This is a genomic window from Nocardia sp. CDC159 (assembly GCF_023740735.1).
GTDB lineage: Bacteria > Actinomycetota > Actinomycetes > Mycobacteriales > Mycobacteriaceae > Nocardia > Nocardia pulmonis.
Map to the genome: position 1 here is coordinate 146,346 of NZ_JAMRXH010000010.1, position 26,485 is coordinate 172,830.

Annotated in this window: 29 protein-coding genes; 19 read left to right on the plus strand and 10 right to left on the minus strand. The window is 68.6% G+C overall.

Annotation, left to right across the window (positions count from 1 at the left end; genetic code table 11):
• Window positions 1–26: 26 nt before the first annotated feature.
• Window positions 27–1,001: a heme A synthase gene (locus tag NDR87_RS22605; RefSeq protein ID WP_251914997.1), complete on the minus strand. Its 975-nt coding sequence runs from the start codon at window positions 999–1,001 to the stop codon at window positions 27–29.
• Between the two features lie 84 nt (window positions 1,002–1,085).
• Between NDR87_RS22605 and mug the strand changes: the two genes are divergently transcribed.
• Entirely contained in the window at window positions 1,086–1,658 is a 573-nt protein-coding gene (mug, locus tag NDR87_RS22610; RefSeq protein ID WP_251914996.1) for a G/U mismatch-specific DNA glycosylase, read from the plus strand.
• Between the two features lie 32 nt (window positions 1,659–1,690).
• The gene (locus NDR87_RS22615; protein ID WP_251914995.1) at window positions 1,691–2,935 is read left to right on the plus strand and encodes an MFS transporter; all 1,245 of its coding nucleotides are present in this window, start codon (window positions 1,691–1,693) and stop codon (window positions 2,933–2,935) included.
• A gap of 13 nt (window positions 2,936–2,948) precedes the next feature.
• Here the strand turns inward: NDR87_RS22615 and NDR87_RS22620 are convergent, their stop codons facing one another.
• The 3 genes from NDR87_RS22620 to mptB are packed head-to-tail and all read right to left on the minus strand — an operon-like array spanning window position 2,949 to window position 6,342.
• Window positions 2,949–3,746 carry an ABC transporter permease gene (locus tag NDR87_RS22620; protein WP_372494256.1) on the minus strand — a complete coding sequence of 266 codons (798 nt, stop codon included), beginning with the start codon at window positions 3,744–3,746 and terminating at the stop codon, window positions 2,949–2,951.
• Entirely contained in the window at window positions 3,746–4,678 is a 933-nt protein-coding gene (locus NDR87_RS22625; protein WP_251914993.1) for an ABC transporter ATP-binding protein, read from the minus strand. Before NDR87_RS22625 ends, NDR87_RS22620 begins: the two co-directional genes overlap by 1 nt.
• Window positions 4,675–6,342 (minus strand): polyprenol phosphomannose-dependent alpha 1,6 mannosyltransferase MptB, encoded by a 1,668-nt coding sequence (gene mptB, locus NDR87_RS22630; protein WP_251915235.1) that lies wholly within the window; start codon window positions 6,340–6,342, stop codon window positions 4,675–4,677. Before mptB ends, NDR87_RS22625 begins: the two co-directional genes overlap by 4 nt.
• Window positions 6,343–6,577: 235 nt before the next feature.
• On the opposite strand from mptB, the gene NDR87_RS22635 reads away from it, so the two are divergent.
• The 14 genes from NDR87_RS22635 (at window position 6,578) to NDR87_RS22700 (ending at window position 18,015) form a co-directional block, all read left to right on the plus strand.
• Complete coding sequence (locus tag NDR87_RS22635; protein ID WP_372494255.1) at window positions 6,578–7,384, plus strand: helix-turn-helix transcriptional regulator; 807 nt, start codon at window positions 6,578–6,580, stop codon at window positions 7,382–7,384.
• Complete coding sequence (gene sufB / locus NDR87_RS22640) at window positions 7,381–8,817, plus strand: Fe-S cluster assembly protein SufB (protein WP_251914992.1); 1,437 nt, start codon at window positions 7,381–7,383, stop codon at window positions 8,815–8,817. Before NDR87_RS22635 ends, sufB begins: the two co-directional genes overlap by 4 nt.
• Window positions 8,817–10,028, plus strand: a complete 1,212-nt coding sequence (sufD, locus tag NDR87_RS22645; protein ID WP_251914991.1) for a Fe-S cluster assembly protein SufD — start codon at window positions 8,817–8,819, stop codon at window positions 10,026–10,028. Before sufB ends, sufD begins: the two co-directional genes overlap by 1 nt.
• Window positions 10,029–10,066: 38 nt before the next feature.
• A complete protein-coding gene (gene sufC, locus NDR87_RS22650) occupies window positions 10,067–10,843 on the plus strand; it encodes a Fe-S cluster assembly ATPase SufC (RefSeq protein ID WP_251914990.1) in 777 nt (258 codons plus the stop codon).
• A gap of 1 nt (window position 10,844) precedes the next feature.
• On the plus strand, window positions 10,845–12,098 hold the full coding sequence (locus NDR87_RS22655) for a cysteine desulfurase (RefSeq protein WP_251914989.1): 1,254 nt from the start codon (window positions 10,845–10,847) through the stop codon (window positions 12,096–12,098).
• Window positions 12,099–12,101: 3 nt separating this feature from the next.
• Entirely contained in the window at window positions 12,102–12,584 is a 483-nt protein-coding gene (sufU, locus tag NDR87_RS22660) for a Fe-S cluster assembly sulfur transfer protein SufU (RefSeq protein ID WP_251914988.1), read from the plus strand.
• Window positions 12,577–12,936 carry a metal-sulfur cluster assembly factor gene (locus NDR87_RS22665; protein ID WP_251914987.1) on the plus strand — a complete coding sequence of 120 codons (360 nt, stop codon included), beginning with the start codon at window positions 12,577–12,579 and terminating at the stop codon, window positions 12,934–12,936. The genes sufU and NDR87_RS22665 overlap by 8 nt, the downstream gene beginning before the upstream one ends.
• Window positions 12,937–13,275: 339 nt before the next feature.
• Complete coding sequence (locus tag NDR87_RS22670; RefSeq protein ID WP_251914986.1) at window positions 13,276–13,704, plus strand: DUF4189 domain-containing protein; 429 nt, start codon at window positions 13,276–13,278, stop codon at window positions 13,702–13,704.
• A 135-nt stretch (window positions 13,705–13,839) separates the two neighbouring features.
• Window positions 13,840–14,415 (plus strand): class I SAM-dependent methyltransferase, encoded by a 576-nt coding sequence (locus tag NDR87_RS22675; protein WP_251914985.1) that lies wholly within the window; start codon window positions 13,840–13,842, stop codon window positions 14,413–14,415.
• 50 nt (window positions 14,416–14,465) lie between these two features.
• Entirely contained in the window at window positions 14,466–14,828 is a 363-nt protein-coding gene (locus tag NDR87_RS22680) for a metalloregulator ArsR/SmtB family transcription factor (protein WP_308212133.1), read from the plus strand.
• Window positions 14,825–15,319 carry an SRPBCC family protein gene (locus NDR87_RS22685; RefSeq protein ID WP_251914984.1) on the plus strand — a complete coding sequence of 165 codons (495 nt, stop codon included), beginning with the start codon at window positions 14,825–14,827 and terminating at the stop codon, window positions 15,317–15,319. Before NDR87_RS22680 ends, NDR87_RS22685 begins: the two co-directional genes overlap by 4 nt.
• Window positions 15,320–15,425: 106 nt before the next feature.
• Window positions 15,426–15,749, plus strand: a complete 324-nt coding sequence (locus NDR87_RS22690; protein ID WP_251914983.1) for a DUF6285 domain-containing protein — start codon at window positions 15,426–15,428, stop codon at window positions 15,747–15,749.
• Window positions 15,746–16,744: a phosphotransferase family protein gene (locus NDR87_RS22695; protein ID WP_251914982.1), complete on the plus strand. Its 999-nt coding sequence runs from the start codon at window positions 15,746–15,748 to the stop codon at window positions 16,742–16,744. Before NDR87_RS22690 ends, NDR87_RS22695 begins: the two co-directional genes overlap by 4 nt.
• Window positions 16,745–16,752: 8 nt before the next feature.
• Window positions 16,753–18,015: an acyl-CoA dehydrogenase family protein gene (locus NDR87_RS22700; protein WP_251914981.1), complete on the plus strand. Its 1,263-nt coding sequence runs from the start codon at window positions 16,753–16,755 to the stop codon at window positions 18,013–18,015.
• On the opposite strand, the gene NDR87_RS22705 is transcribed toward NDR87_RS22700, so the two are convergent.
• Genes NDR87_RS22705 through NDR87_RS22715 form a run of 3 tightly spaced genes read right to left on the minus strand, consistent with a single transcriptional unit; the run spans window position 18,016 to window position 20,578 of the window.
• A complete protein-coding gene (locus tag NDR87_RS22705) occupies window positions 18,016–18,678 on the minus strand; it encodes a methionine ABC transporter permease (RefSeq protein ID WP_251914980.1) in 663 nt (220 codons plus the stop codon). It abuts the gene before it with no gap.
• Window positions 18,678–19,706, minus strand: a complete 1,029-nt coding sequence (locus NDR87_RS22710) for a methionine ABC transporter ATP-binding protein (RefSeq protein WP_251914979.1) — start codon at window positions 19,704–19,706, stop codon at window positions 18,678–18,680. Before NDR87_RS22710 ends, NDR87_RS22705 begins: the two co-directional genes overlap by 1 nt.
• On the minus strand, window positions 19,703–20,578 hold the full coding sequence (locus tag NDR87_RS22715; RefSeq protein WP_372494254.1) for a MetQ/NlpA family ABC transporter substrate-binding protein: 876 nt from the start codon (window positions 20,576–20,578) through the stop codon (window positions 19,703–19,705). Before NDR87_RS22715 ends, NDR87_RS22710 begins: the two co-directional genes overlap by 4 nt.
• Before the next feature lie 130 nt (window positions 20,579–20,708).
• On the opposite strand from NDR87_RS22715, the gene NDR87_RS22720 reads away from it, so the two are divergent.
• Window positions 20,709–21,575 carry a MetQ/NlpA family ABC transporter substrate-binding protein gene (locus NDR87_RS22720; protein WP_251914978.1) on the plus strand — a complete coding sequence of 289 codons (867 nt, stop codon included), beginning with the start codon at window positions 20,709–20,711 and terminating at the stop codon, window positions 21,573–21,575.
• A gap of 111 nt (window positions 21,576–21,686) precedes the next feature.
• A complete protein-coding gene (locus NDR87_RS22725; RefSeq protein WP_251914977.1) occupies window positions 21,687–22,307 on the plus strand; it encodes a hypothetical protein in 621 nt (206 codons plus the stop codon).
• Window positions 22,308–22,323: 16 nt separating this feature from the next.
• Here NDR87_RS22725 and NDR87_RS22730 read toward each other — a convergent pair whose 3' ends face one another.
• Window positions 22,324–22,854, minus strand: coding sequence for a GNAT family N-acetyltransferase (locus NDR87_RS22730; protein ID WP_251914976.1), 531 nt, complete (start codon window positions 22,852–22,854; stop codon window positions 22,324–22,326).
• A 45-nt stretch (window positions 22,855–22,899) separates the two neighbouring features.
• Window positions 22,900–23,826 (minus strand): Ku protein, encoded by a 927-nt coding sequence (locus tag NDR87_RS22735; RefSeq protein ID WP_251914975.1) that lies wholly within the window; start codon window positions 23,824–23,826, stop codon window positions 22,900–22,902.
• 183 nt (window positions 23,827–24,009) lie between these two features.
• On the opposite strand from NDR87_RS22735, the gene NDR87_RS22740 reads away from it, so the two are divergent.
• Complete coding sequence (locus NDR87_RS22740; protein ID WP_251914974.1) at window positions 24,010–25,254, plus strand: sensor histidine kinase; 1,245 nt, start codon at window positions 24,010–24,012, stop codon at window positions 25,252–25,254.
• On the opposite strand, the gene NDR87_RS22745 is transcribed toward NDR87_RS22740, so the two are convergent.
• Window positions 25,232–26,479 (minus strand): FAD-binding oxidoreductase, encoded by a 1,248-nt coding sequence (locus NDR87_RS22745; RefSeq protein WP_251914973.1) that lies wholly within the window; start codon window positions 26,477–26,479, stop codon window positions 25,232–25,234. The genes NDR87_RS22740 and NDR87_RS22745 overlap by 23 nt on opposite strands.
• Between the last annotated feature and the right edge of the window lie 6 nt (window positions 26,480–26,485).

The window sequence follows — 26,485 nt, forward strand, 5'->3', positions numbered from 1 at the left end:
ACCCGAGGTGGTCACGCCCGGCCCGCTCAGGCGGGCTGCGCGACCGCCGAAGCCGCTGCGGCGCCGACCTTCTCGCGCGTCCGCAGCGCCGCCCACAGCGCGGCGGTGGCGGCCGTGCACGCGGCCGCGCCGCCGACGTGCACGGCCACCAGCGCGGCGGGCACATCGGTGAAGTACTGCACGACACCGACCAGGCCCTGCGCGCACACCAGGGCGATCAGCACGAGGTAGCGCACCCGGATCGCCCGGGTCATGCCGACCGCGGCGAGGCCGAAGCCCAGCCCGATCAGCAGCGCCAGATAGGCGACCAGCAACTGCGCGTGCGCGTGCACGAGCGTCACGATCTCGACCTGCAACCGCGGCACCGGCTTCTCGATACTCTTGTCGCCCGCATGCGGCCCGGCCCCGGTCACCAGCGTGCCCGCGACCAGCGTGGCGCCCAAGGCGATTGCGCCCAGTGCGGTCAGCCACCGCAGCGGCGCGGGCACCTGCGACACCTGCACGCCGTCGTCGGGCTCGCCGATCTCGGCGTACAGCAGCACCGCCAGCCACACCATGAACATCGAGGCCAGCAGGTGCAGGGCGACGGTCCACCACAGCAGACCGGTCCGCACCGTGATGCCGCCGATCACCGCCTGCACCACCGTCCCGCCCGGCATCAGCCACGCGTACACCAGCACCTCGCGCCGCCGCCGCGCGCGGACCACGGCCAGCACCACGAGCGCCGCGCACAGCGTGACGACGAAAGTCAGCAGCCGATTGGAGAATTCGACGGTCTGATGCAGCACCGGCACCTCGGCGTGCGCGACCGGGGTGAAACTACCCGGGAAGCACTGCGGCCAGGTGGGGCAGCCCAGTCCGGAGGAGGTGACGCGCACGATCGCGCCGGTCACGGAGATCCCGGCCTGCGAGAGAATCACCGCGAGCGCGATGATCCGCTGCGCCCGCAACGAGGGCAGCGGCAGCAGGTCGACCAGTCGCAGAAAGGCGCGAGTCAGCACGCACCGATCGTAGTCGCCGCCCATCGGGCCGAATCGGCCGGGCTACTACAAGATGTCGTTTGTCGCATCCGGCAGACTGATCGGATGCCGCGTTCCGCCCCGACCTACCGCCCCACCCCCGACGATCTGGCCGCCGCGCGCGATGTGACGATTCCGGATCTGGTCGCCCCCGGCCTGCGCGTGCTGTTCTGCGGCATCAATCCGGGACTGTGGTCGGGCGCGACGGGCTATCACTTCGCCCGCCCCGGCAATCGCTTCTGGCCCGCCCTGCATCGCTCGGGTTTCACGCCCCGGCAATTGCGCCCCGACGAGCAGCAGGCGCTGCTCGATCTGGGCCTGGGCATCACCAATGTCGCGCCGCGCACCACCGCCAAGGCCGACGAGCTGACCAAACAGGAGCTGCGCGACGGCGGCATCGCCCTGCGCGAACGCGTCGCGACCTACCGGCCCCGGGTGCTCGCCGTGCTGGGCCTCGGGGCCTACCGCACGGCCTTCGACCGCCCCCGCACCACCGTCGGCCGCCAACCGGAAGCCCTCGGCGACACCGAGGTCTGGGTGCTGCCCAATCCGAGCGGGCTCAACGCGCATTACACGATCGACGGCCTGGCCGCGGAATTCCGCGCCCTGCGAGAGGCGGTGGACCGGCTCGGGGAGTAGGGAAGTGACCGCTGTGTAGGGTGGGCCCGCCTATGAATACCGTGATCTCCCCGTCCGTGCGTCCGGCCCGCCGGATCGCCGCGATTGCCGCGGGCGCCGCGCTCGAAGCCTACGAGTGGTCGCTGTACGGACTGACCGTCGTCTACTTCGCACCGCAGTACTTCGGCAACGACCTGGCCCGGTCGGTGCTCTACGGCTTCGGCGTCTTCGCCGTCGGTTTCGTGATCCGGCCGATCGGCGCGCTGGTGCTGGGCCGGGTGGCCGATCGGCGCGGGCGGCGACCGGCGCTGATGTTGTCCCTCGCGCTCGCGGGCGTGGCGACGCTGGGCATGGCGATCACGCCGGGCCACGCCACGATCGGCGCCGCGGCGCCGATCCTGCTGCTGCTCTGGCGGCTGCTGCTCGGCTTCTCCTTCGGCGGCGAACAGGCCGTGGCCCAGGCGTATCTCTACGAGACCGCCCCGCCCGGCCGGCGCATCGCGGGCACGAGCGTGTACTCGATCTTCTACGGCCTGGGAACCATCGCCGCGAATCTGTTCGTGGCCGGACTGGCGGCGGGATTCGGCGCGGCGGCGCTGCGGGACGGACTGTGGCGCATCCCGTTCCTGGTGGCCGCGGCGGGTTCGGTGATCTTCCTGCTCGCCCGGCGCGCGCTGCCCGAAACCCGGCCCGGCCCAACCGAACCGGTGACCTGGCGGCGGGAGTGGCGGGCGCTGCTCGGGCCGGGTCTGGCCGTGGCGGGGCTCACCGCGGGCACGCTCTCGTCGTACTACCTGTGGATCACCGCGCCGACCAGCTATGCGATCACCGTGCTGAAAATGCCCGACGCGCAGGTGCTCTGGGCGGGTGTGGTCGCGCAGCTGGCGTATATGGCCGCCGCCCCGCTGTTCGGCACGCTCGCACAGCGATTCGGTGCGCTGCGCTGGATGGCCGGTGCCGCGATCGTGCTGGCGATCGCGACGCTGCCGATGCAACTGCTGCTGAATTCGGCCACCCTCTCGACCTACTGGATACTCATCGTCGTCTCCGCGGTCTGCGTGGTCACCCTGGCGGCGATCCTGCCGGGAGCCACCGCGATGCTCGCCCCGGCCCGCCATCGGGTCACCGTGATGGCACTGCCGTACAGCATCACCTCCGCGGTTTTCGGCGGCACCACTCCCGCGCTGAAGCAGCAGTTCGCCGCGCACCCGGCCCTGTTCTCGGGCTACATCATCGCCCTGTTGCTGCTGACCGCGGTGACCGCGCTACTCGCCCAGCGGCTGCTGCCCACCGCGTAAGCGGGCTGATCGATCAGTCGAAACGGAACCAGCGGACCGCGAAATAGCCGCCGACCACACCCCATCCGACGAGCACGATCAACCCGTACCAGTCGACCTCGAGCCGCTGGGCCTGTTCCAGCGCCTGGGCCAGCGCCCCGGATGGAATGATCCGGGCGGCCACGCTCAACCAGTGCGGCACATTGCCGGCGGCGAAGACGAGGCTGGAGGTGCCCAGCATGACGAACCACAGGATATTGGCCAGCGCCAGCACGATCTCGGCCTTGAGCGTGCCGCCGAGCAGCAGCCCCAGCGCCGCGAAAGTGGCGGTGCCCAGGGCGATCACGGCCGCTCCGCAGATCAGCCCGCCGAGCGAGGGCCGCCAGCCCAGCGCCGCGCCGATGGCTCCCAGCAGCACCGATTGCAGCACCACCACGATCAGCACCGCGGCGCATTTGCCGCCGACGATGCCCCAGCGCGGTAATGCGGTGGCGCCCAGCCGTTTCAGTGCGCCGTAGCGCCGATCGAATCCGACCGCGATGGCCTGCCCGGTGAACGCGGTGGACATGATCGCCACCATCATCACCGCGGGCACGATCCGATCCACGCGGTGCTCGCCGAGACCGCTGATCGGCAGCAGGGTCAGCCCGATCAGCAGCGCGATCGGAATGAACATGGTCAGCAGCAGCTGTTCGCCGTTGCGCAGCAACAGGATCAGCTCCATGCGAGTCTGGGCCGCCAGCATCGCGGGCCGGGCCGCGGGGCGCGGAGCGGGGGTGAAGGTGCCCGGTGCGAAACGTTCGGTCGACGTGGTCACGGCAGTACTCCTCATCACCCGCGTAGCTCCCGCCCGGTCAACTCCAGGAAGACGTCCTCGAGCCGCCGCTGATCGATGCGAATGTCGGTGGGCAGCACGTCGATCCGGGCGCACCACGCCGTCACCGTGGCCAGCACCTGCGGGGTGATGTCGCCCTGCAGCAGATAGGAGCCGGGGGAGGTCTCGGTGGGGGAGAAGCCCTCCGGCAGGGCGCTTTTCAGCAGGCCCAGGTTCAACTTCGGCGGTGCGGTGAAGCGCAGCTGCCCCTCGGCGCCCGCGGAGGTCACCTCGGCGGGGGTGCCCTCGGCGACGATCCGGCCGTGGTCGATGATGACCAGTCGGTCGGCCAGCTGCTCGGCCTCGTCCATCATGTGCGTGGTCAGCAGCACGCTCACCCCGTCGCGGCGCAGCGCATCGATCAACTCCCACACCAGATGTCGCGCCTGCGCGTCCATCCCCGCGGTGGGCTCGTCGAGGAATACCAGCTCCGGCCGTCCCACCAGCGCGCACGCGAGCGCCAGCCGCTGCTGCTGCCCGCCGGACAGCCGTCGATACGGCGTGCGGCGCGCCTCGTGCAGGCCGAGGGTGTCCAGCAGCCAGTCCGGATCCAGCGGATCGGCCGAATAGGCGGCGACCAGATCCAGCATCTCCCCGGCCCGCGACCCGGGATAGGCGCCGCCACCCTGCAGCATCACCCCGATGCGCGGTCGCAGCGCGTCGGAGTCGGCGATCGGATCCAGACCCAGCACCCGCACCGCACCGGCATCGGGCGCGCCGAAGCCCTCGCACATCTCCACGGTCGTGGTCTTGCCCGCGCCATTGGGGCCCAGCAGGGCCAGCACCTCGGCGCGGTGCACCTCGAAGCTGAGCCCGTCGACCGCGGTGACGTCGCCGTACCGTTTCACGACACCGTCGACGCGGACGGCAGGCTCAGGGGGCGCGCTCACGAAGAAATACCGTAGGCCGCGGCCCGCTGTGACGGAGCAGACACCCCCGCAGGTTTGCGCCACGGCAACAGATTCCGCGTCGCGACGATGAACGACACCGTCACCACCACCGCCGCGATCGCGGCCTCGATGATCTGGAAGACCCCGTAATCCGCACCGCGCGGCATCAGCATCACGCTCACCACCGCCGAGAACGCCACCGCCGGGACCCGGAATGCCGGGGTGGTCGCCCACGCGGCCAGCGGCACGATCGCCCAGAGCAGATACCAGGGTTGCACCACGGGCATGAGCAAGACGATCGCGCCCAGTGAGACGCCCAGCGCGCCGACCGCGGGCAACCGCCCGGTCCAGGTGGCGATGAGCATGCGCAGGGTGACGAAGCCCGCCACGGCGAGCGCGATCGGCCGGGTGATGCTCAGCAGGGCGGTGGTGTGATCGCCCAGCCCCAGCAACACGCCGCCGAATCCGGTGATGATGCCGATGGCGGTCGGCATCGACATCCAGCTGCGCACCACGCTGGCGGTGTTGAGCGTATAGAGCCAGCCGAACCCCAGCCCGCTGGCCAGGCTCACGAAAAGCGTTGTGGCAAGGGCGATCGCGCCCAGCAGCGCGGCCGACGCCAGCACCGACCGGATGCCCCTACCCCAGCGCCGGGCCAGCGCCATGCCGACGAAGCCCAGCGCTATCAACGAGGAGATCTTGATCGTCGACGACAGCGCGATGACGACCACGCCGAAGATCAGCAGCGTCCACTCCCGCCGATCGAACCGGTTGTCGACCTCACGGCCCTCGTCCGAGATCGCCCGCAGGCAGAACTCCAGGCCCGCGAGCATCAGCCCGAGCATGATCGCGTCGTTGTGCACGCCCGCCACCAGGTGGAACAGCACCAGCGGATTCGCCGCGCCGAGCCACAGCGCGCTCACCCCCGCGACGCCGCAGCGTCGCGACAGCCGCGGCAGCGCCCAGACGATCAGCGCCACCCCGCCGAGTGCGATGAGTCGGTGGCACCACACGCCGATGATGATGTTGTCCCCGGTCAGCTGCGAGATGCCGCGCCCGATCCACAGGATGAGCGGGCCATAGGGCGCGGGCGTCTCGCGCCAGATGTTGGGCACGTTCATCGTCAGCACATCGCCCACGCCGAGCCCCTGCGCCGGACCCACCACATAGGGGTCCATCCCGCGCTTGGCGATCTCGCTCTGCGCCAGATAGGAATACACGTCGGTGGAGTACAGCGGCGGCGCGACCGACAGCGGCAGAATCCACAGCAGCAGGGTCCGATCGAGCTGGGACCGGCTCAGCCGGTGCACCGGCTCGCCGCCGAGTCCGCCGACGGCGAAGCGCCCCAACAGCAACCACGCCAGCACGACCAGCACCGTGCCGATCATCGACAGCGCCAGCGACGAGGTCTGCCAGCGCGCGAACACTCCGATCACGCGCACCCCGGAGACCGGATTCTGTAGCACCGGCTGCGCGGCCACCCCCAGGGCGCTGATGCCGATCAGGACCGTCCCGGTGGCCCCGAGTAGCCGAATCCGCCCGAGTTGACGGGTCTCTCGCGCATCCAGTCCGGGGACCTCGGTCTCCACGCTGTGCAGGACGGCGATGGTGTGATCGGCGGGCGGGACATCCAGGCCCAAGGCCCGGCGTCCCCACTCCACCATGCTGCGCCGAGCGCCCTCGAGTGCCACCACGCTGCTGAGCCTAGTTCGCCGTCGCGATATTGCGGGATTCGTCTCGCGCACGGCGGCCGCGACCGTTCCGTTATGTGTGGGAAGTGCGGAAATCATCACACCGACCGGCGGAATAGGCACGAACCCCCGGTGCGGCGGCCGTTTACTCAGGTCACCCTTACTAGAATGCGGGAAGGAATTCCGTCACACTGATGTTGTGAAAACCGTGGGTTTGCGGAACGTGGAGACGGAAGCCGGGCGTCGCAACGACGCCCGGACCGCTGTCGTGCCCGCGACGCCGACGGCGGAGGGGCAGACCCGCGCGGCGGTCGTCCAGCTGCTGCTGGAGGAGGGCCCGATCACCGCGACCGCCATTGGTCAGCGACTGGGCCTGAGCCCGGCCGGGGTGCGTCGGCATCTGGACGCGCTGATCGAATCCGGTGAGGCGCGCGCGACCCGGTCCGCGCCGTGGCAGCAGAAGGGCCGCGGCCGGCCCGCCAAGCAGTATCAGCTCACCGCCGCGGGCCGCGGCCGCCTGGGCCACGCCTACGACGATCTCGCGGGTGCGGCCATGCGCCAGCTGCGCGCGATCGGCGGGGACCGGGCGATCGTCGATTTCGCCCGGCAGCGGGTCGCCACGATCGTGGCCGGAATCGACAAGCTCGCCCGGCATACGCCCGACGCCACGGCCGCCAAGGCCGACGAGATCGCGGAGGCGTTCACCGACGCCGGATTCGCGGCCTCGACCCGCAAAGTGGGAGCGGGTGTGCAGATCTGCCAACATCATTGCCCGGTATCGCACGTCGCCGAGGAATTCCCGGAGCTGTGCGCCGCCGAGCTGGAGGCGTTCCGCGACCTGCTCGGCACCCACGTGCAACGGCTGGCGACCATCGCCAACGGCGATTGCGCCTGCACCACCCACGTCCCGCTGTTCGTACTGCCGAATACGAGTGGCGACAACCAGAACTCAGATGAGGCCGCTGCCCAGCCCGCAGCGGAGACCACGAACGACTCCGGAAGGAGTGCCGAATGACGACGACCACCGACCAGGTGCAGCCGCTGTCCCAGGAGGAGACGATCGCCTCCCTGGGCAAGTACGGCTACGGCTGGGCTGACTCGGATGTCGCCGGTGCCAGTGCCAAGCGAGGTCTGTCCGAGGAGGTCGTGCGCGACATCTCGGCCAAGAAGAACGAGCCCGAGTGGATGCTCGACATCCGCCTGAAGGCGCTGCGCATCTTCGATCGCAAGCCGATGCCGAACTGGGGTTCCAACCTCGACGGCATCGACTTCGACAACATCAAGTACTTCGTGCGCTCCACGGAGAAGCAGGCCGCCAGCTGGGACGAGCTGCCCGAGGACATCAAGAACACCTACGACAAGCTGGGCATCCCGGAGGCGGAGAAGCAGCGCCTGATCGCCGGTGTGGCCGCCCAGTACGAGTCCGAGGTCGTGTATCACCAGATCCGCGAGGACCTGGAGTCCCAGGGCGTCATCTTCCTCGACACCGATACCGGTCTCAAGGAGCATCCGGAGCTGTTCAAGCAGTACTTCGGCTCGGTCATCCCGGCGGGCGACAACAAGTTCTCCGCGCTGAACACGGCCGTGTGGTCGGGCGGTTCGTTCATCTACGTGCCGCCGGGCGTGCACGTCGACATCCCGCTGCAGGCCTACTTCCGGATCAACACCGAGAACATGGGCCAGTTCGAGCGGACCCTGATCATCGTCGACGAGGGCGCCTACGTGCACTACGTCGAGGGCTGCACCGCGCCGATCTACAAGTCCGACTCGCTGCATTCGGCGGTCGTGGAGATCATCGTCAAGGACGGCGGCCGCTGCCGCTACACCACCATCCAGAACTGGTCCAACAACGTCTACAACCTGGTCACCAAGCGGGCCAAGGCGGGTGCGGGCGCGACCATGGAGTGGATCGACGGCAATATCGGTTCCAAGGTCACCATGAAGTACCCGGCGGTCTGGATGACCGGCGAGCACGCCAAGGGCGAGGTGCTGTCGGTGGCGTTCGCGGGCGAGGGCCAGCATCAGGACACCGGCGCGAAGATGCTGCACCTGGCGCCGCACACCTCCTCGACCATCGTGTCGAAGTCGGTGGCGCGCGGCGGTGGGCGGGCCTCGTACCGCGGCCTGGTCCAGGTCAACAAGGGCGCGCACGGCTCGAAGTCGACCGTGAAATGCGATGCGCTGCTGGTGGATACGATCAGCCGCTCCGACACCTACCCCTACGTCGACATCCGCGAGGACGACGTGACGATGGGCCACGAGGCCACCGTCTCCAAGGTGAGCGAGGACCAGCTGTTCTACCTGATGAGCCGCGGCCTCACCGAGGACGAGGCGATGGCGATGGTGGTGCGCGGCTTCGTCGAGCCGATCGCCAAGGAACTGCCCATGGAGTACGCGCTCGAGCTGAACCGCCTGATCGAGCTGCAGATGGAAGGAGCCGTCGGCTGATGCCGGTCGAGAACGTTGCCGAGGCCGCCGAGGCTCACCGGAGCGGAGCCCGCGGAGCGACCAATGGGCTGAGCCCGGCGCTGAACAAGGGCGAGGTGTTCACGTCCTTCGACGTGAACGCCTTCGAGGTGCCCTCGGCGAAGGACGAGGCGTGGCGGTTCACCCCGCTGCGTCGGCTGCGCGGCCTGCACGACGGCACCGCCACCCGCGACGGCGAGGCCTCGGTCGAGGTGACCCCCGTCTCCGGCGTCACCGTGGAGACGGTGGACCGCACCGACTCCCGTCTCGGCGCGGCGGGCGTTCCGTCCGATCGCGTTGCGGCCCAGGCGTACTCCGGCTTCGAGCGGGCGACCATCGTGTCCGTCGGCAAGGAGACCGAGGTGGCCGAGCCGGTCACCGTCACCGTCACCGGTCCCGGCGAGGGGAAGACGGCCTACGGCCACCTGCAGATCCGCCTGGACAACTTCGCCGTCGCCACGGTGGTCCTCGATCAGCGCGGCAGCGGGACCTACGCGGAGAACGTGGAATTCGTGCTCGGCGACAGCGCCAAGCTGACCGTCGTCGCGGTGCAGGACTGGGCCGACGACGCCGTGCACGCCACCGCGCATCACGCCCGGCTCGGCCGCGACGCCACCCTGCGCCACACCTCGGTCACCCTCGGCGGTGATGTGGTGCGCCTGACCGGCACCGTGCGCTACGCCGGTCCCGGCGGCGACGCCGAACTGCTCGGCCTCTACTTCGCCGACGCGGGTCAGCATTTCGAGCAGCGACTGCTGGTCGATCACGCGGTGCCCCACTGCAAGTCGAACGTGCTGTACAAGGGCGCGCTGCAGGGCGATCCGAACTCCTCGAAGGGCGACGCCCGCACGGTGTGGGTCGGCGATGTGCTGATCCGCGCGGAGGCCGAGGGCACCGACACCTACGAGGCCAACCGCAACCTGGTGCTCACCGATGGCGCGCGCGCCGACTCGGTGCCGAACCTGGAGATCGAGACCGGCGAGATCCTGGGCGCCGGACATGCCTCGGCCACCGGGCGTTTCGACGATGAGCAGCTGTTCTACCTGCGCGCTCGCGGTATTCCGGAGGACGCCGCCCGCCGCCTGGTGGTGCGCGGTTTCTTCCACGAGATCATCCAGAAGATCGCGGTCCCCGAGATCCGGGAGCGGCTCGAGACGGCCATCGAGGCCGAGCTCGCCGCGATCGGTGTCTGACCCACGAACCTAATCACCCACAAAGGAACTCGAATTCGATGACCACCCTGGAAATCAAGGACCTGCACGTCGAGGTCGCCAATCCGGACGAGACCGGTGAGCCCATCAAGATCCTGAAGGGTGTAAACCTCACCGTGAAATCCGGTGAGACGCACGCCATCATGGGCCCCAATGGCTCGGGCAAGTCGACGCTGTCCTATGCCATCGCCGGTCATCCGAAGTACACGGTGACCCAGGGCTCGATCACCCTGGACGGTGAGGACGTGCTGGCCATGTCCGTCGACGAGCGCGCCCGCGCGGGCCTGTTCCTGGCCATGCAGTACCCGGTCGAGGTGCCCGGCGTCTCCATGTCGAACTTCCTGCGCACCGCGGCCACGGCCGTGCGTGGCGAAGCCCCGAAGCTGCGGCACTGGGTCAAGGAGGTCAAGGAGTCGATGGCCGAGCTGGAGATCGACTCGGCCTTCGCCGAGCGCAGCGTCAACGAGGGCTTCTCCGGCGGTGAGAAGAAGCGCCACGAGATTCTGCAGCTGGGCCTGCTGAAGCCGAAGATCGCCATCCTGGACGAGACCGACTCCGGCCTGGACGTGGACGCGCTGCGCATCGTCTCCGAGGGCGTGAACCGCTACAAGGAGCGGCAGAACGGCGGCGTCCTGCTCATCACCCACTACACCCGCATCCTGCGTTACATCCAGCCGCAGTTCGTGCATGTGTTCGTGGGCGGGCGCATCGTGGCCGAGGGCGGTCCGGAGCTCGCCGAGGAGCTGGATGCCAACGGCTACGTGCGCTTCACCCAGACCGCTACCGCTGGAGCCTGATATGACCGCAACCGTGCGCACACTCGATGTCGCGAGGATTCGGGCGGACTTCCCGATTCTGAACCGCACCGTGCGCGACGGCAAACCCCTGGTGTACTTGGACTCCGGGGCCACCTCGCAGCGTCCGCTGCAGGTTCTCGACGCCGAGCGGGAGTTCCTCACCACCCGCAATGCCGCCGTGCACCGCGGCGCGCACCAGCTGTCGGAGGAGGCGACCGACGCCTACGAGGCCGCCCGCGCGGATGTCGCGCGGTTCGTGGGCGTGGACACCGGTGAGATCGTGTTCACCAAGAACGCGACCGAGTCGCTGAACCTGGTGACCTACTCCTTCGCCGACAAGCGTTTCCCGTACCACGTGGGTCCGGGCGACGAGATCGTGATCACCGAGCTGGAGCATCACGCCAACCTGGTGCCGTGGCAGGAGCTCGCGCTGCGTACCGGGGCCACGCTGAAGTGGTACGGCATCACCGACGACGGCCGCATCGACCTCGATTCGCTCGAGCTGTCCCCGGCGACCAAGGTGGTGGCGTTCACACACGTCTCCAATGTGACCGGCGCGTTCACCGACGTGCCCGAACTGGTCCGGCGCGCAAAGGAAGTCGGCGCGCTGACGGTGCTCGACGCCTGCCAGTCGGTGCCACACATGCCGGTGGACTTCCGGGCGCTGGGCGTCGATTTCGCCGCCTTCTCCGGCCACAAGATGCTCGGCCCGTCCGGGGTGGGCGTGCTCTACGGCCGCTACGCGCTGTTGGAGGAGACCCCGCCGTTCATTACCGGCGGCTCGATGATCGAGACCGTGACCATGGAGCGCACCACCTTCGCCGCGCCGCCGCAGCGGTTCGAGGCCGGGGTGCCGATGAGCTCGCAGGTCATCGGGCTGGCCGCGGCCGTGCGCTATCTCGACGAGCTCGGTATGGAAGCCGTCGCGGCGCACGAGCACGAGCTCACCGGTGCGGCGCTCGAGGGTCTCGGCGCGCTCGACGGCGTGCGGATCGTCGGGCCGACGGAGAATGTGAACCGCGGCGGCGCGGTGTCGTTCGTGGTCGACGGCATCCACGCCCACGATGTGGGCCAGATCCTCGACGACGAGGGCGTCGCCATCCGCGTGGGTCACCACTGCGCGTGGCCGCTCATGCGGCGGCTGGGCATTCCGGCCACGGCCCGCGCCTCGTTCTCGGTCTACAACACCCTCGACGAGGTGGATGCCCTGGTCGCCGCGGTGCGGAAGGCCCAGAGCTTCTTCGGGGTTGCATAGATCATGCGCATGGAGCAGATGTACCAGGAAGTCATCCTGGACCACTACAAGCACCCGCATCACCGCGGGCTGCGGGAGCCGTTCGGTGCCGAGGTGCACCACGTCAACCCGACCTGCGGTGACGAGGTGACCCTGCGCGTCGCGATCGACGACAACGGCGACGTCGCCGACGTCTCCTACGACGGTCAGGGCTGTTCGATCAGCCAGGCCGCCACCTCGATCCTCACCGACCAGGTGATCGGCCTGCCGGTGCAGCAGGCGCTGAAGGTCGTCGACTCCTACAACGAGATGATCTCCAGCCGCGGCACCGTCGAGGGCGACGAGGAGGTGCTCGGCGACGGTATCGCGCTGGCCGGGGTATCGAAGTATCCGGCGCGCGTGAAGTGCGCCCTGCTGGGGTGGATGGCGTTCAAGGACGCCGTGGTCCGGATATCCTCCGCACAGGAGACCAAGCCCGCCATGGGGAATGGGGAACGTCATGAGTGAGACACCCGCGACCGAGGAGCAGCAGCTTTCCGCCGAGGAGATGCGTCTGCTCGAGGACATCGAAGAGGCGATGCGCGACGTCGTCGATCCCGAGCTCGGCATCAACGTCGTCGACCTCGGCCTGGTCTACGGCCTGCGCGTCGAGGAGGACACCGCGGTCATCGACATGACCCTGACGTCGGCGGCCTGCCCCCTGACCGACGTCATCGAGGACCAGTCCCGCAACGCCCTGGTCCGCAGCGGCCTCGTCGAGGACCTCAAGATCAACTGGGTCTGGATGCCCCCGTGGGGCCCGGACAAGATCACCGAGGACGGCCGGGAACAGCTGCGCGCGTTGGGGTTCACGGTCTAGTTTCGCCGGACGGCCGGTCCGTGGGCAGGTCGAAACAGACGACGTCGTCCACGAGACCGGCCGCGATTCCGGTGTCCGCCAGGATGTGCACGGCCAGGCGAACCTGGCCCGCCACCGGAACCACCATGGCCCGGCCGTCGACGTCCCGGCAGGAGTTGCGGGTGTCGCAACCGTGTTTCCACAGCGAGGCGATGACGTCCCTCGGTTGTCGGGTTCCGCGCGAGGCATTCGTGCGTGCACGCACCCGGGCCCGGCGTTGCCGAGCGTTTCTTTGGACATACCGGGCGCAGGCGGGGGAGGATTCACCCGTTCGCATTCTCCGACGGGGAGGACTCTCCAATGTCATTGCTGCACAAGGCCGCCTGGTGCCTGACCGTTCCGGCGGTCGGCGCGCTCGTGTCGGTGGGGGTCGGGCCGGCCGGTGCCGCGCCGGGGGATCTGTATGGGGCGATGGCGCTGTCGTCGAGTACCGGGACGGTTGCCTATGCGGTCGACTACACCGATCGGATTCACGCCGATGCGGGGGCCAATGTGAAGTGCGGGGTGTACGACTGTCATGTGGTCCTGCGCTTCGTCAATGCGTGCGGGGCCGTCGCCCAGGGGGCGGACCATCGTTTCGGCTGGGCCTCGGCGCCGACCAAGGTCGAGGCGGAGCGGGCGGCGGTCGAATCGCTCGGCCTGAGCGCGCCGCCGTTCCCGGATCTGGGCAGCGCCTCGCCGCGCGCGGCCGAACCGGTGCTGTCGGTCTGCACCGCCAATGCCGACTGAGGCGTTCCGAGGAAAAATCGGATGCCGTCCGCCGCGGGCGTCGTTAACGTACCGGTCATGCGAATTCTGTACGGCAAGAAGATACGTGACGTGGACGTCGGTTAAGCCGAGGAACTGATCGCCCGATACTCGCGGGTGCGGATCGACCTGGGAACCGGCGACGGCCGCGCGGTGCTGGCCGCCGCGGCGTCGGATCCCGGCCGCCTGGTCATCGGCATCGACGCCAGTGCCGCGGGCATGATCGACGCCTCCCGTCGGTCGCTGCGCCCGCGGGACGGCCTGGCCAACACGCTGTTCGTGGTCGCCGCGGCCGAACGATTGCCGAGCGAATTGGACGGCGTCGCCGACGAGGTGACGATCAACTTCCCGTGGGGCTCCCTGCTTCGCGGCCTCCTCACCGCCGAGGACACCGTGCTGAGCGGCCTGGTGCGGATCATGAAACCCGGTGCGGCGCTGTCGATCCTGCTGTCGGTCACCGACCAGGACCACAGCGCCGAGCTGCCGCCGGTCACCGACGCCGGGGCCCTGGAGGCCCTCGTCGCGCCCTATGCGGCCTGGGGCCTGATCGTCACCGGCATCCGCCCGCTGTCCAGGGCGGAAGTCGTTGCGGCGGGCTCGAGCTGGGGTAAGCGACTCGGCGCGGGTGAGCGCCGCCCCGCCTGGTCGATCCAGGCGCGGCGGGGGCGGGAGGTGGCCGAGCGGACGGCATGAGAGCGCTCGTTCACCACCGGGAAGCGTAACCGACGTGTTACGCTTCCCGGGTGGACGAGGTGGCCGCGGCGATAGCCGATCCCATTCGGCGGGAAATTCTCACCATGCTGCGGACCGGCCGGTTGACCGTCGGCGCGATCGCGAGCCGATTCGCCATCAGCCGCCCGGCGATCAGCAGACATCTGCGGGTGCTGCGGGACAGCGGCCTGGTGCGCGACGAACTCGTCGGGCGGCACCGCTACTACCGGCTCGACCCCGAGCCCCTGCGCGAAATCGCCACGTGGCTGGCGCAATTCGAGCGGGCCGACGCCTGGGAACGCCACCTCGACGCGCTCGAAACGGAGGTCTACCGGACGCGCCGCGACCATCGCGCGACCCGCTCCTCCGACACCCCCAGGGAGGACACCGCATGACCACCACACCCACCGGCCGCCTGCTGAGCACCCCCGACGGTCGCGACCTCGAACTCACCCGGACCTTTCGCGCCCCGATCGACGACGTATGGGCGAGCATCACCGAATCCGCCCGTACCGCACGCTGGTTCGGCCCCTGGGAGGGCGAGGGCGGCGCCGGGCGCACGATCAAGATGCAGCTGGCCTTCGAGGACGGCGCCCCCTGGTGCGACGCGCACATCGACGCCTGCGAGCCCCCGCATCACCTCGCCCTGACCACACGCGACGAGTTCGGAACCTGGCGCCTGGAGGCGTCGCTCACCGAGACCGCGGGCGTCACCGAACTGCGCCTGATCCACCACCTGGACCCGCAGGCCGCCATTGCCGAGGTGGGACCGGGCTGGGAGTACTACCTCGACGCCCTCGCCGCCGCCCGCGAGGACCGACCCCACCCCGACTTCGACGACTACTACCCGGCCCTGAAGCAGTACTACGCCGACCTCGAGAAGTAGGCGTCCCAACACGAAGTTGCAACAGTGAGTTCGCAATCCCGGTGAATCCGGTGGTGGCCGAATCGGTTCGTGGGATGCTGATTCCGGATGCCACGGAGGTCCGGCCATGCAGTATCGCCCGACGGCGACCGAGATTCTGGACTCGGTCGCCGAACTGCTCGACAACACCCTCCTGCCCGCGCTACCCGAGGAGCTGCGGCACCGGGCTCGGGTGGCGGCCAATCTCACCCGGATCGTGCGCCGGGAACTGGAACTGGGCCCGGCCGCGCAGCGTCGCGAAGACGAACTTCTCTCCGCCGTCGGGCCCGAGGTGGCCGATGGGGTCGTGCCCGCGGGTACGGAGGCGGCGCTCTGGCGTGCGCTGGTCGAGGTGGTGCGGGATGATCTGGCCATTGCCAAGCCGGGGTACGACCAGTGGGAGGGGCGATGACCGTGGGGACGGCCGCGGGGCTCGCATCGTTCTTGAGCGCGGAAATCGGTGCGGCGGTATCGGTTTCGAATCTACGACAGCTCTCGGCGGGGGCGCGACGGCGATCGGTGGCGTTCGACGCGCAACGCGGCGGACGCAGTCGGCGGTTCGTGGCGACCATCGTGCCGCCCGCGATACAGCGGCTGCCCGTCGAGGCCGAGGCCGAGGTGCGCGAGCTGGCCCGCAAACACGGCGTTCCGGTGCCACCGGTCGTGGCCACCTGCACCGATCCGCGGTTCGTCGGCGCTCCCTTCCTGGTATCCGAGCGAATGGACGGGGAAACGGTGCCGCGCAAGGTCTTGCGGCTGGTACACGCCGCCGGGATCGGCGAGCAGGTGGCCGCCCAGCTCGGCAAGGCGATGGGCCGCCTGCACGCCATCGATCCGCATTCCGCACCGGCGGCGCTGCCGGGAGATGCCGAAACCGATCCGGTCGGTGCGGAATTGGCCGAGGTCGAGCGCGGGGTGGCGGAGCTGCTCGCCGACCGGCCGGTCTTCGCGCTGGCGCTGCGCTGGTTGCGCGACCGCGTCCCGGAGCCGCCGCCGCGAAAGGTGCTGCTGCACACCGATATGCGCAATGGCAATCTCATCGTCGACGGCGACGGGCTGCAAGCGGTGCTGGACTGGGAGGGCGCGTGCCGGTTCGGCGATCCCATGCGCGACGCCGCCTGGGCGGCGCTGCGGATGTGGCGATTCGGCGCCGACCGGGCCGAATTCGGTGGCTTCGCCGGTCGAGAACCGTTCCGGCACGGCTACGAACAGGTGGGCGGGATCTTCGATGCCGATCGCTTTCGCTGGTGGAAGGTGCTGTGCACGCTCGGTTGGGGCGTCGGCCTGGCGGGGCAGGCGGCCGCCCATCTGGACGGCAGCGTGCGCGATATCGTGATGGCGGCCAGCGGCCGACGGATCTCGGAGATCGAGTGGGATCTGCTCATGCAGATCCGGCCGGAAGGTTAGGAGCCGCCGTGGATTTCGAACTGCCCAAGGAGTTGGTCGCCTATCTGGCCGAGCTCGACGAGTTCATCGACCGCGAAATCGTTCCGCTCGAACAGGCCGAGGACAATATCCGCTTCTTCGACCACCGCCGTGAAAACGCCCGCACCGACTGGGACCGCGGCGGACTGCCGAGCCGGGACTGGGAGGCCCTGCTGGCCGAGACCCGCCGCCGCGCCGACGCCGCCGGGCACTATCGCTACGCGTTCCCGGCGGCCCACGGCGGCCGCGACGGTACCAACCTCGACATGGCCGTCATCCGCGAACACCTCGCCCACCGCGGCCTGGGCCTGCACGCCGATCTGCAGAACGAGCACGCCGTGGTCGCCAACAACGTGGGCCTGCGGCTCATGCTCGAATACGGTTCGGCGGAGCAGAAATCCGCATGGGTCGACGGCTTGGCCTCCGGCACCCGATTCTTCGCCTTCGGCATCACCGAACCCGAACACGGCTCCGACGCCACCCATATGGAGACGACCGCGATCCGCGACGGCGACGACTGGGTGATCACCGGCGAGAAGACCTGGAACAGCGGTATTCACAGCGCCGACGCCGACCTGATCTTCGCCCGCACCTCCGGCGAGCCCGGCGATGCCGCGGGCATCACCGCCTTCCTGGTGCCCACGGACACACCGGGTTTCACGATCGAGGAATATCTCTGGACCTTCAACATGCCCACCGACCACGGCCGCGTTGCCTTGCGCGGGGCGCGCGTACCCGGTGCCGCGATGTTCGGTCCGGAGGGACGCGGCCTGGCCGTGGTGCAGCACTTCTTCAACGAGAATCGCATCCGCCAGGCCGCGTCCAGTCTCGGCGCGGCGCAGTACTGTATCGACCAGTCGGTGGCATATGCCAAGGCGCGCACGCCCTTCGGCAGGCCGCTGGCGGAGAATCAGGCCATCCAGTTCCCCCTCGTGGAACTGCACACCCAGTGCGCGATGCTGCGCGCGCTCATCCGCCAGACAGCCTGGACCATGGACCGCCACGGCACCTTCGCCGCCTCCGAACAGGTCTCGATGTGCAACTACTGGGCCAATCGGCTGTGCTGCGAGGCCGCCGACCGTGCCATGCAGGTGCACGGCGGCCTCGGCTACTCGCGGCACAAACCCTTCGAGCACATCTACCGCCACCACCGCCGCTACCGGGTCACCGAGGGCGCGGAGGAGATCCAGATGCGGCGGGTGGCCGGATATCTATTCGGATTCATGAAAGGCCCCGCGCCCAAGGGCGTGTGATCAGCGCCGCAGCACCCGCCGCGCCAGCCAGTTGCCCGCGAACTGCACGCCCTGCACGCCGACGATGATGACGACCGTCGCGACGAGCGTGACCTGCCAGTCGAAACGCTGATACCCGTAGACGATCGCGAAATCGCCCAGCCCGCCGCCGCCTACCGTGCCCGCCATGGCCGACATGTCGACGATGCCGATCACCACGAAGGTGTAGCCGAGTATCAACGGGCCCAGCGCCTCCGGGATGAGCAGCGTCGCGATGATGCGCAGCGGTCCCGCGCCCATCGACCGCGCCGCCTCGATCACGCCCGGATCGACGGTGACCAGGTTCTGCTCCACGATGCGGGCGATGGCGAACGAGGCCGCGACGATCATGACGAACGCCGCCGCGTCGGTGCCGATGGTGGTGCCCACCACCCGCAGCGTCACCGGCCCCAGCGCCGCGAGCAGAATGATGAACGGAATCGGGCGCACGACGTTCACCAGCACGTTGAGCAGCAGGTGGATCGGCGCGTTGGCCAGCAGGCCGCCCTTGCGCGTGACATAGAGCGCGGTGCCCAGCGCCAGGCCGACCAGCCCGCCCACGACGAAGGTGAGCAGGACGAGGTAGATGGTGGTGCCGACGGCCTCGCCGAGGACCGGTCGCAGTTGATCCCAATCGGTGTGCATCAGGCCCCCGTCGTGAGTTCGTCGATCACCTTGTCCACCGCGTCCTCGGGACCGTCGAGGGCGAGGGTGAGGCTGCCGAACGTCTTGTCCTGCAATGCGCTCACCCCGCCGTAGACCACCTCGAACCGCACCCCGGCGTGCGTGGCGGTCGCCAGCGCCGCCCCGATGCCGCGGTCCTCGCCGAGATCGACCGTCACCAGCCGTCCCGGATGCCGCTCGCCGAGGCGGCGCAGCTCCTCGGCGCCGGGCCGGTTGTGCAGCACGGTATCCACGAACGAGCGCGTCGGCGCCGCCTGCGGGGTCGCGAAAACCGCGAAGGTGGAGGCCAATTCGACCACCCGGCCCTCGGCGAGCACCGCCACCCGGTCGGCGACCGCGCGAATGACGTCCATCTCATGGGTGATCACCACGATGGTGACGCCGAGCTCGCGGTTGACCTTGCGCAGCAGCCGCAGCACCTCCTGGGTGGTCTCCGGATCCAGCGCCGAGGTCGCCTCGTCGGCCAGCAGCAGCGACGGCGAGGTGGCCAGCGCTCGCGCGATGCCCACGCGCTGTTTCTGCCCGCCGGAGAGCTGGTCGGGATAGTTGCGCGCCTTGTCCGACAGGCCGACGAACTCGAGCAGCTCGGCGACCCGTGCCTTGCGCTTCGCGCGCGGCCAGCGGGCCACCTTCAGCGGATACTCCACATTGCCCGCGACCGTGCGCGAGCGGAACAGGTTGAACTGCTGGAACACCATGCCGATATCGCGGCGCAGCCCGCGCACCCGCGCCTCGGACACACCGGTGATCGGCTCGCCGCCGATCAGGATCGTGCCCGCGCTGGGCTTCTCCAGGCCGTTGATGAGCCGCACCAGCGTGGACTTGCCCGCGCCGGAATAGCCGATGATGCCGAAGATCTCGCCGCGCTCGATGCTCAGATCGATCTCCTCGAGCGCGACCGTGCTCGTCTTGCCCGCGGTGAAGGTCTTGGTGACCGAACGGAATTCGACGGCGGCGAGATCGGTGGCCGCCGTGGTCGATTCGCTCACTTCTGCTCGCGCAGCTGCTGCTGGACGCGCTGCAGGATCTGCTCCAGCTCCGGACCGCTGCGCTCGACCTCGACCGCGGTGCCCTTGGTGGTCTCGGCCTGCGCCTGCTGCACCTCCGGGTCGTGCCAGAGGTCGACCAGCTGCAGATACAACGGATTGCTCTTGTCCTCGGCCCGGGTCACCAGCGCGTTGATATAGGGCTCGGCCGCCGGATCCTTCGGATCATCCTTGTAGATCGCCGATTTCGGGTCCACGCCGGAGCGCTCCAGGAAGGTGTTGTTGATGACCGAGCCGTCCACGGAGTTCAGCGACAGCGCGGTCTGGGCGGCGTCGACCGGGGTGACCTTCACCTTCGAGGCGCCCCTGTCGATATCGGCGGGGGTGGGCTGGCGCGGGGTGCCGGTGAGCTTCACCAGACCGGCCGACCGCAGCACGTTCAGGGCGCGGGCCTGATTGGTCGGATCGTTCGGGATGGCGATCTCGCCGCCCTGCGGGATCTCGGCCACCGACTTGTGCTTCTTGGAGTACAGGCCCAGTGGCACGATGTAGGTCGCGCCGATCGGGGTCAGGGTGTCGTTGTTGGCGACGTTGTACTGGCCCAGGAACTGCAGGTGCTGGAACAGATTCACGTCGATCTGCTGCTGCGCCAGCGCCAGATTGGGCTGTTTGTAGTCGGAGAAGTTGGTGGTCTTCAGGGTGATGCCCTTGGCCTTGGCCTTCCGCTCGAAGACCTCCCAGGTGTGATCGCGGTCGGTGGTGCCGATGCGCACGACATTGCCCGACGGGGCCTCGCCATTTCCACCGCAGGCCGCGAGGGTGAGGGCCGCGGTTGCTACCAGGACCGGGATCGCCAGTGCCCGACGGAATTTCACTCGTGCTCCAAAGATCGTCGTGATGAGAACCCGGCCATCCAAGCGGCTGGGCCCGGCGGCGAACAAGGTTTCCGATTGCGATGAGCGAAACCCTCGCAACCGGAGGTCCCGAACGTCTAATTTGCACGAAATGCGAAGGCTGCGCCGGTTTCTGGTGATCCCCGTCCTGCTCGCGGTGGCCGCGGCCGTCGCCTCCTGTGGTGCGGAGCACCGCGGCGATGTGGTGCGCATTGGTGTGAACGATCTCGCACAGCCGCACTGGCAGGTCTACCAGCGCAAGGCCGCGGCGGCGGGCATCACGGTGGAGTTCGTCGACTTCACCGATTACAACCAGCCCAATCCCGCACTGGCGCAAGGGCGTATCGACCTCAACAAGTTCCAGCACATCCGGTATCTGGCGAACTACAACGTCCGCAATCACGACACCCTGGTGCCGATCGGCGCGACCGAGATCTACCCGCTGACCTTGTACTCCAAGAAGCACAGATCGGTGGCCGAGATTCCACAAGGCGGGCGGATCACGTTGAGCAACAATCCCGCGAATCAGGTGCGGCCGCTGCTGGGCCTGCAGGCGGCCGGACTCGTCGCCCTGAAGGGCGGCGGGAGTTGGGATTCCAAGCTCGAGGATGTCGATGCGGCGGCGTCGAAGGTAAGGCTGACCACGATCGATCCGACGCTGACCGCGCAGTCGCTGGACAGCGTGGACGCCGCGTTCGTCGACGACACCTTCGCGCGGCAGGCGGGTCTGACCCACGAGCAGGTCATCTTCACCGACGATCCGCAGCGGCCGGAGTTGGCGCAGTACATCAATATCTTCGCCGCTCGGGCCGCCGATCAGGACGACCCGAGGCTGGCGAAGCTGGTGCAGATCTATCACGACCCCGAGGTGGAGGCCGCCATTCGCGCCGAGGCGGGCTTCGACGGCATCTTCAAGACCAACGATCCCGCCCAGCTGCGGGAAGCGCTGCGCCGGCTCGAGGCGAAGTTCCGCGAGTAGCTCAGACTTCACCACGGATGGCGTCGAGGCTGTAGGTGCGGGATCGGAAACGCGCGGCAATCCCGATGGAATCGGCACGCTCGCCGTGCCGGTTGCGGCAATGATGGTCGGGTGGACGACATCATCTACGAGGACACCCGCTTCGCCCTGCACGCGGTGTCCGAACTGCTGATAGCCGGTCCGCAGTACCGGCGCTTCGGCACCGTCCGGATGCGAATCGTGCTGGGTGGTTTCGTCGGCGTGAAATGGCCGGTGTCGGTGGTGGGCACCGAGCTGGTGTGGCCGGAGGGCCGCACCCCGCTGCGCGGCAGCTACGAACACCTCGGCGAGCTGGCCGGATTCGAGGCCGAGGGGCCGCCGCCGGGGCTGTACAGCGACGGCACCGATATGGACCCGAAGGAGGCATTCACCCTCGACGGCGAGGCGACCGAGCTGATCCACGACTGGTTCGCCGTCGGCGACACCGCGTTGCGCCGCTTCGCCGATCAGCCGCCGGTGCTGTGGCCGGAGCATTTCGATCTGTCGGTCGCGGTCGATCAGACCAATTTCGGTGTCTCCCCGGGGGATTGGGACAACCCCCAGCCCTACGCCTATGTCGGCCCGTGGACCCGCCGCCAGGGCGAGTTCTGGAACGCCCCGTTCGGGGCCATGCGCACCCGCGCGGAGGTGCCGACGGTCGCGGCCCTGCTCGAATTCTTCAACGAGGGCCGCAAGCGGGCCGCCGAATCCTGACCGCAGGCCGACCGGTTCAGCGGCGCAGGCGGCCGGTGCGGGCGAAGGTGCGCTTGGTGGCGGGGGACAGGCCCGGCGCATCGGCGGCGGCCTCGGGCTGATCCGGATTGGGGCGGACGAACAGGGTCACCGTCGTGCCATCGGTGAAGCCGTGCCGCGTCATCAGCGCCGCCGATGCCGTGTTCCCGGCTTCGACGTCGGTGACGATGCGGCGGGCCCCACGCGCGAACAGCGCCGCGCAGCACATGTCGACCAGTCGGCCCGCGATGCCGCGGCCCTGCATATGCGGGGCGACGCCGATCCATTCCAGATAGGCCCAGTCCTCGCGCAGCTCGAACTCCATGGATCCGAGCACGAAGCCGACCACTCGGTCGGAATCGAGGGCCACCCAGCAGGAACCGTCGGGATTGTCCAGATGTTCGGCGATCGAGGTCAGCGACCAGGACGTATAGGGTTTGGTGTCGGTGTCGAAGACCTCGTCACCGAGGTCGAGGACCTCGCGCAGGTGACCGAGGCCCATGGGAACGATGGCTATGTCGACATCCATGGCCGACAGTTTGCCAGCTGAGGCCCCCGACCTCGGGAGACGGGGTCAGGCGCCTTTGCGGGCCGATGTCTTGGACGCGGTCTTGGACGCCTTGCCCGCCGCCTTCTTGGTGGTCTTCTTCGCGGCCTTCTTGGCGGGCTGTTTCTTGGCGGTGGTCTTGGCCGCGGGCTCGGATTTGGCCGTGCCGCGGCGGCCGGTGGCCTCGAGGCTGCGCTGCAGGGCGGCCACCAGGTCGACGACCTCGGCATCCATCTCCGCGGGCGCGGGCTCGGCCGGGCGGGTGACCTTGCTCGAACCCGATTCGATGGCCTCGTCGAGCATCTTCTTCAGCTCGATCTGGTACTCGTCGGTGTACAGGCCCGGATCGAAGTCGTCGGACATGCTGTCGACCAGGGTCTCGGCCATCGACAGCTCCTGCTTGCGCGGCTCGGCCACCCCGTCCAGCGATTCGAAATCCGCCGCCCGCACCTCGTCGGGCCACAGCAGGGTCTGCAGTACCAGCACTCCGTCGCGTACTCGCAGCGCGGCCAGGCGCGTCTTCTGCCGCAGTGTGAAGTTGACCAGTGCCACCCGATCGGTCTGGTCGAGCGTCTTGGCCAGCAGCACATAGGCCTTGGGCGTATTCGAATCCGGCTCCAGGTAATAGCTGCGCTCGAACAGGATCGGATCGATCTGCTCGGCCGGGACGAATTGCAGCACCGGAATCTCGTGCTTCTCGGCCACCGGCAGCTTCGCGAAATCCTCGTCGGTCAGAATCACCCGGTCCCCCTCGGGCGACTCGTACGCCTTATCGATATCGGCATACTGCACCGACTGCCCGCACACCGTGCACACCCGGTCGTACTTGATCCGCCCCCCATCCTTGGCGTGCACCTGGTGGAACCTGATGTCGTGGTCCTCGGTGGCGGTATAGACCTTCACCGGGACATTCACCAGTCCGAACGCGATGGAGCCTTTCCAGATCGACCGCATGGTTCGAGGGTACGTTCGACGGGGCGCCGATGTCCGGTGAAACGCGCCGACCGAGTTGTTCTCGGTGGTTGTCGGCTTCGGTTCGGGCAGGATGCACTGGCCATGGTGGTTGGATAGCCTCAATGGATGGACGTGATGGGTGCCACTTCCGAGGCTGGAGGTAGGCCCGGGGCGGGAGCGGGGATGCGGGGCGCACCGACCGTGTTTCACCGCGGGGTGAGCCGGCTCGCCGAATTGTTCCGCGATCCGGCGACCGCGCTGCGCAGGCATGTCGACGAGTTGCCGTGGGACTATCCGCCGTCGGTCGTTTTGATCGCCGATCTCGCTTTGGTGATCGTCTCGGTAGCGGCCACGATTCAGCGGTATTCGTACTTCCCGACCGTGCTGCCGCTCCTTGCCATCGTGCTGGTGAATGTGATGTTCCCGCTGCTCGCCATTGTCGGCGTGCAACCCCGGCCGATACCGTTCTGTCTCGCCGGGCTGGTGGCGCAGGGACTCTTTCTGACCCAGCCGGTGACCTTCGACGTCTCGCCGCTGTTGTTGACCATCATCGCCGGCGAAGTGGCGGCCATCGCGCCGAAGAAGGTCAGCATTCCGTTCACTGTCGCGGCCATTCTCGAATTGATCGGCTTTGCCGTGCTCGGCCCCGGAATCGACAGCCTCCCAACGTATCTGATCGCCATCGTGCTCGGGTTCATGGTGGGGCTCATGTTGCAGTACCAACGCCGGTTCCTGCACCAGGAGCGCGAGAACCAGGCGATTCTCGACGCGCGGGAGGCCGATGAGGAACGGCGCGGCATCGCCCGCGAGGTGCACGACGTCATCGCGCACTCGCTCAGTGTGACGCTGTTGCATCTGACCGCGGCACGGCACGCACTCGAGACCGACGACGATCCGCGCGAGGCGATGGCAGCGCTCACCGATGCCGAGCGGCTGGGCCGCCAGGCCATGGTCGACATCCGCCGCACGATCGCGTTGCTCGACAAGGCGAAATCCGGCGCCCCGCAGCCCGGAGTGGATGACCTGAGAGCGCTGGTGGGGGAATTCGAACGCGCCGGACTGCAATTGACCTACGAATACGACAACCGGGCCGAGACCATCTCTCCCGCGGTGAGTTTCGCGGTATTTCGGATCACTCAGGAGGCGCTGGCCAATATCGCCAAGCACGCACCCGGTGAGGCGGCGCACCTGCGTGTGACGATCGCGCCGACGGTGGTCGAGATCACCGCGACCAACAACCTCCCGAGCGCCAAGTCGGCGCTGGAGCTGCGCGGCGGTATGGGTATCGCGGGCATGCGGCAGCGGGCCGAAAGCTTCGGTGGCACCCTGACATCGGGGCGATGCGAGACCGGCTGGCGACTGCGCGCCTCGATACCGCTCGAGGGCGGGCGCGTCGTGCCGTCGGCTATCGGAAGCGATCCACCCTGAACGGCGCCAGCACGGGAGCCCGTTCGCCCTCGACGATCCAGCGCGCCACCAGTACGGCAATGGATGCCGCCAATGTCATGCCCAGCGTCGCATAGCCGGTCGCGACGAAGACATTCGAGTACGGCGGCAGACGATCGACCACCGGCAATCCGTCGGGCGTCACCGGCCGCTGTCCCGTCCACTCGTTGCGACGGTCGCCCCAGTCCACACCGACCAGCGACGGCTCCGCCAATGCGACCATGGCGTCCAGTCGCGCCGAACTCAGCCGCGCCGACGGTCCGAAATCCACACCGCCGGCAATGCGTACGCGGCCATCGCGCGGCACACAGGCGATATGCGATCCCAACAGCAGCACCGATCGGCCGGGCCGCCGTCGCGCCGCGACATCGAAGCTGTAGCCCCGTGCGCCGATCATCGGAAATCCGCGATACAGCGGGTTGGGGATCGCCCCGGTCGCCACGACCACGGCATCCGAACGATAGTCGCCCTGATCGGTCACGACCGCGTCGGCGCGCCCATCCACCGCGCGCACCTCGGTGGCGGTCACCCCCTCGGCGATGATCACGCCCCTGTCCCTCAGGTGATCGGACAAGCCCCTCAGCAGCGAGGCCGAATCGATGTCGAGGTGGTCCTCGACACGCACGCCGGCGGTGATCCGGGACGAGAGAATCGGTTCCAGATCCCGCAGCTCGGAGCCGGTCAGTACCGTTGACGGTAGCCGTAACCCGCTTGTGCACAGTGGTTTTCGTGCCGCGAGAAAGGCGTCGACCAACCGGGGGTCGCGCGCCACGGCGAGCAGTTCACCGCGGCGATGGGTGAAAACCACCCCGTCCTCGGCCAGCTGTTCGACATCGGCCACACTGGTGCGCCCCAACTCGGCCAGCCAACCTGCCGCGCGGCGATAGCGGGCGGGGGTGCAGTTGCGGAGAAAGGCCAGTAACCACCCCGCGAGTCCGGGAATATCGCGCATCGCGATTTTGGTGCTGGATTGCCCGGACCCGAGGTGCCGCACACTGTCGAGCACGACCTGCGGCTCGGGCATGGGCCCGGCCTGGATCGGGTTCACCCACCCGGCATTGCCCCACGACGCACCCGCGCCGACGCCGACCCCGTCACAGACGGTCACCCGAATCCCTTGGCGGCTCAGCTGATGGGCGATGGTCAGCCCGGCGATACCGGCGCCGATGACGAGTACGGATTCCGGCTTGTCGGCAGCACCGCGCACGCAGAT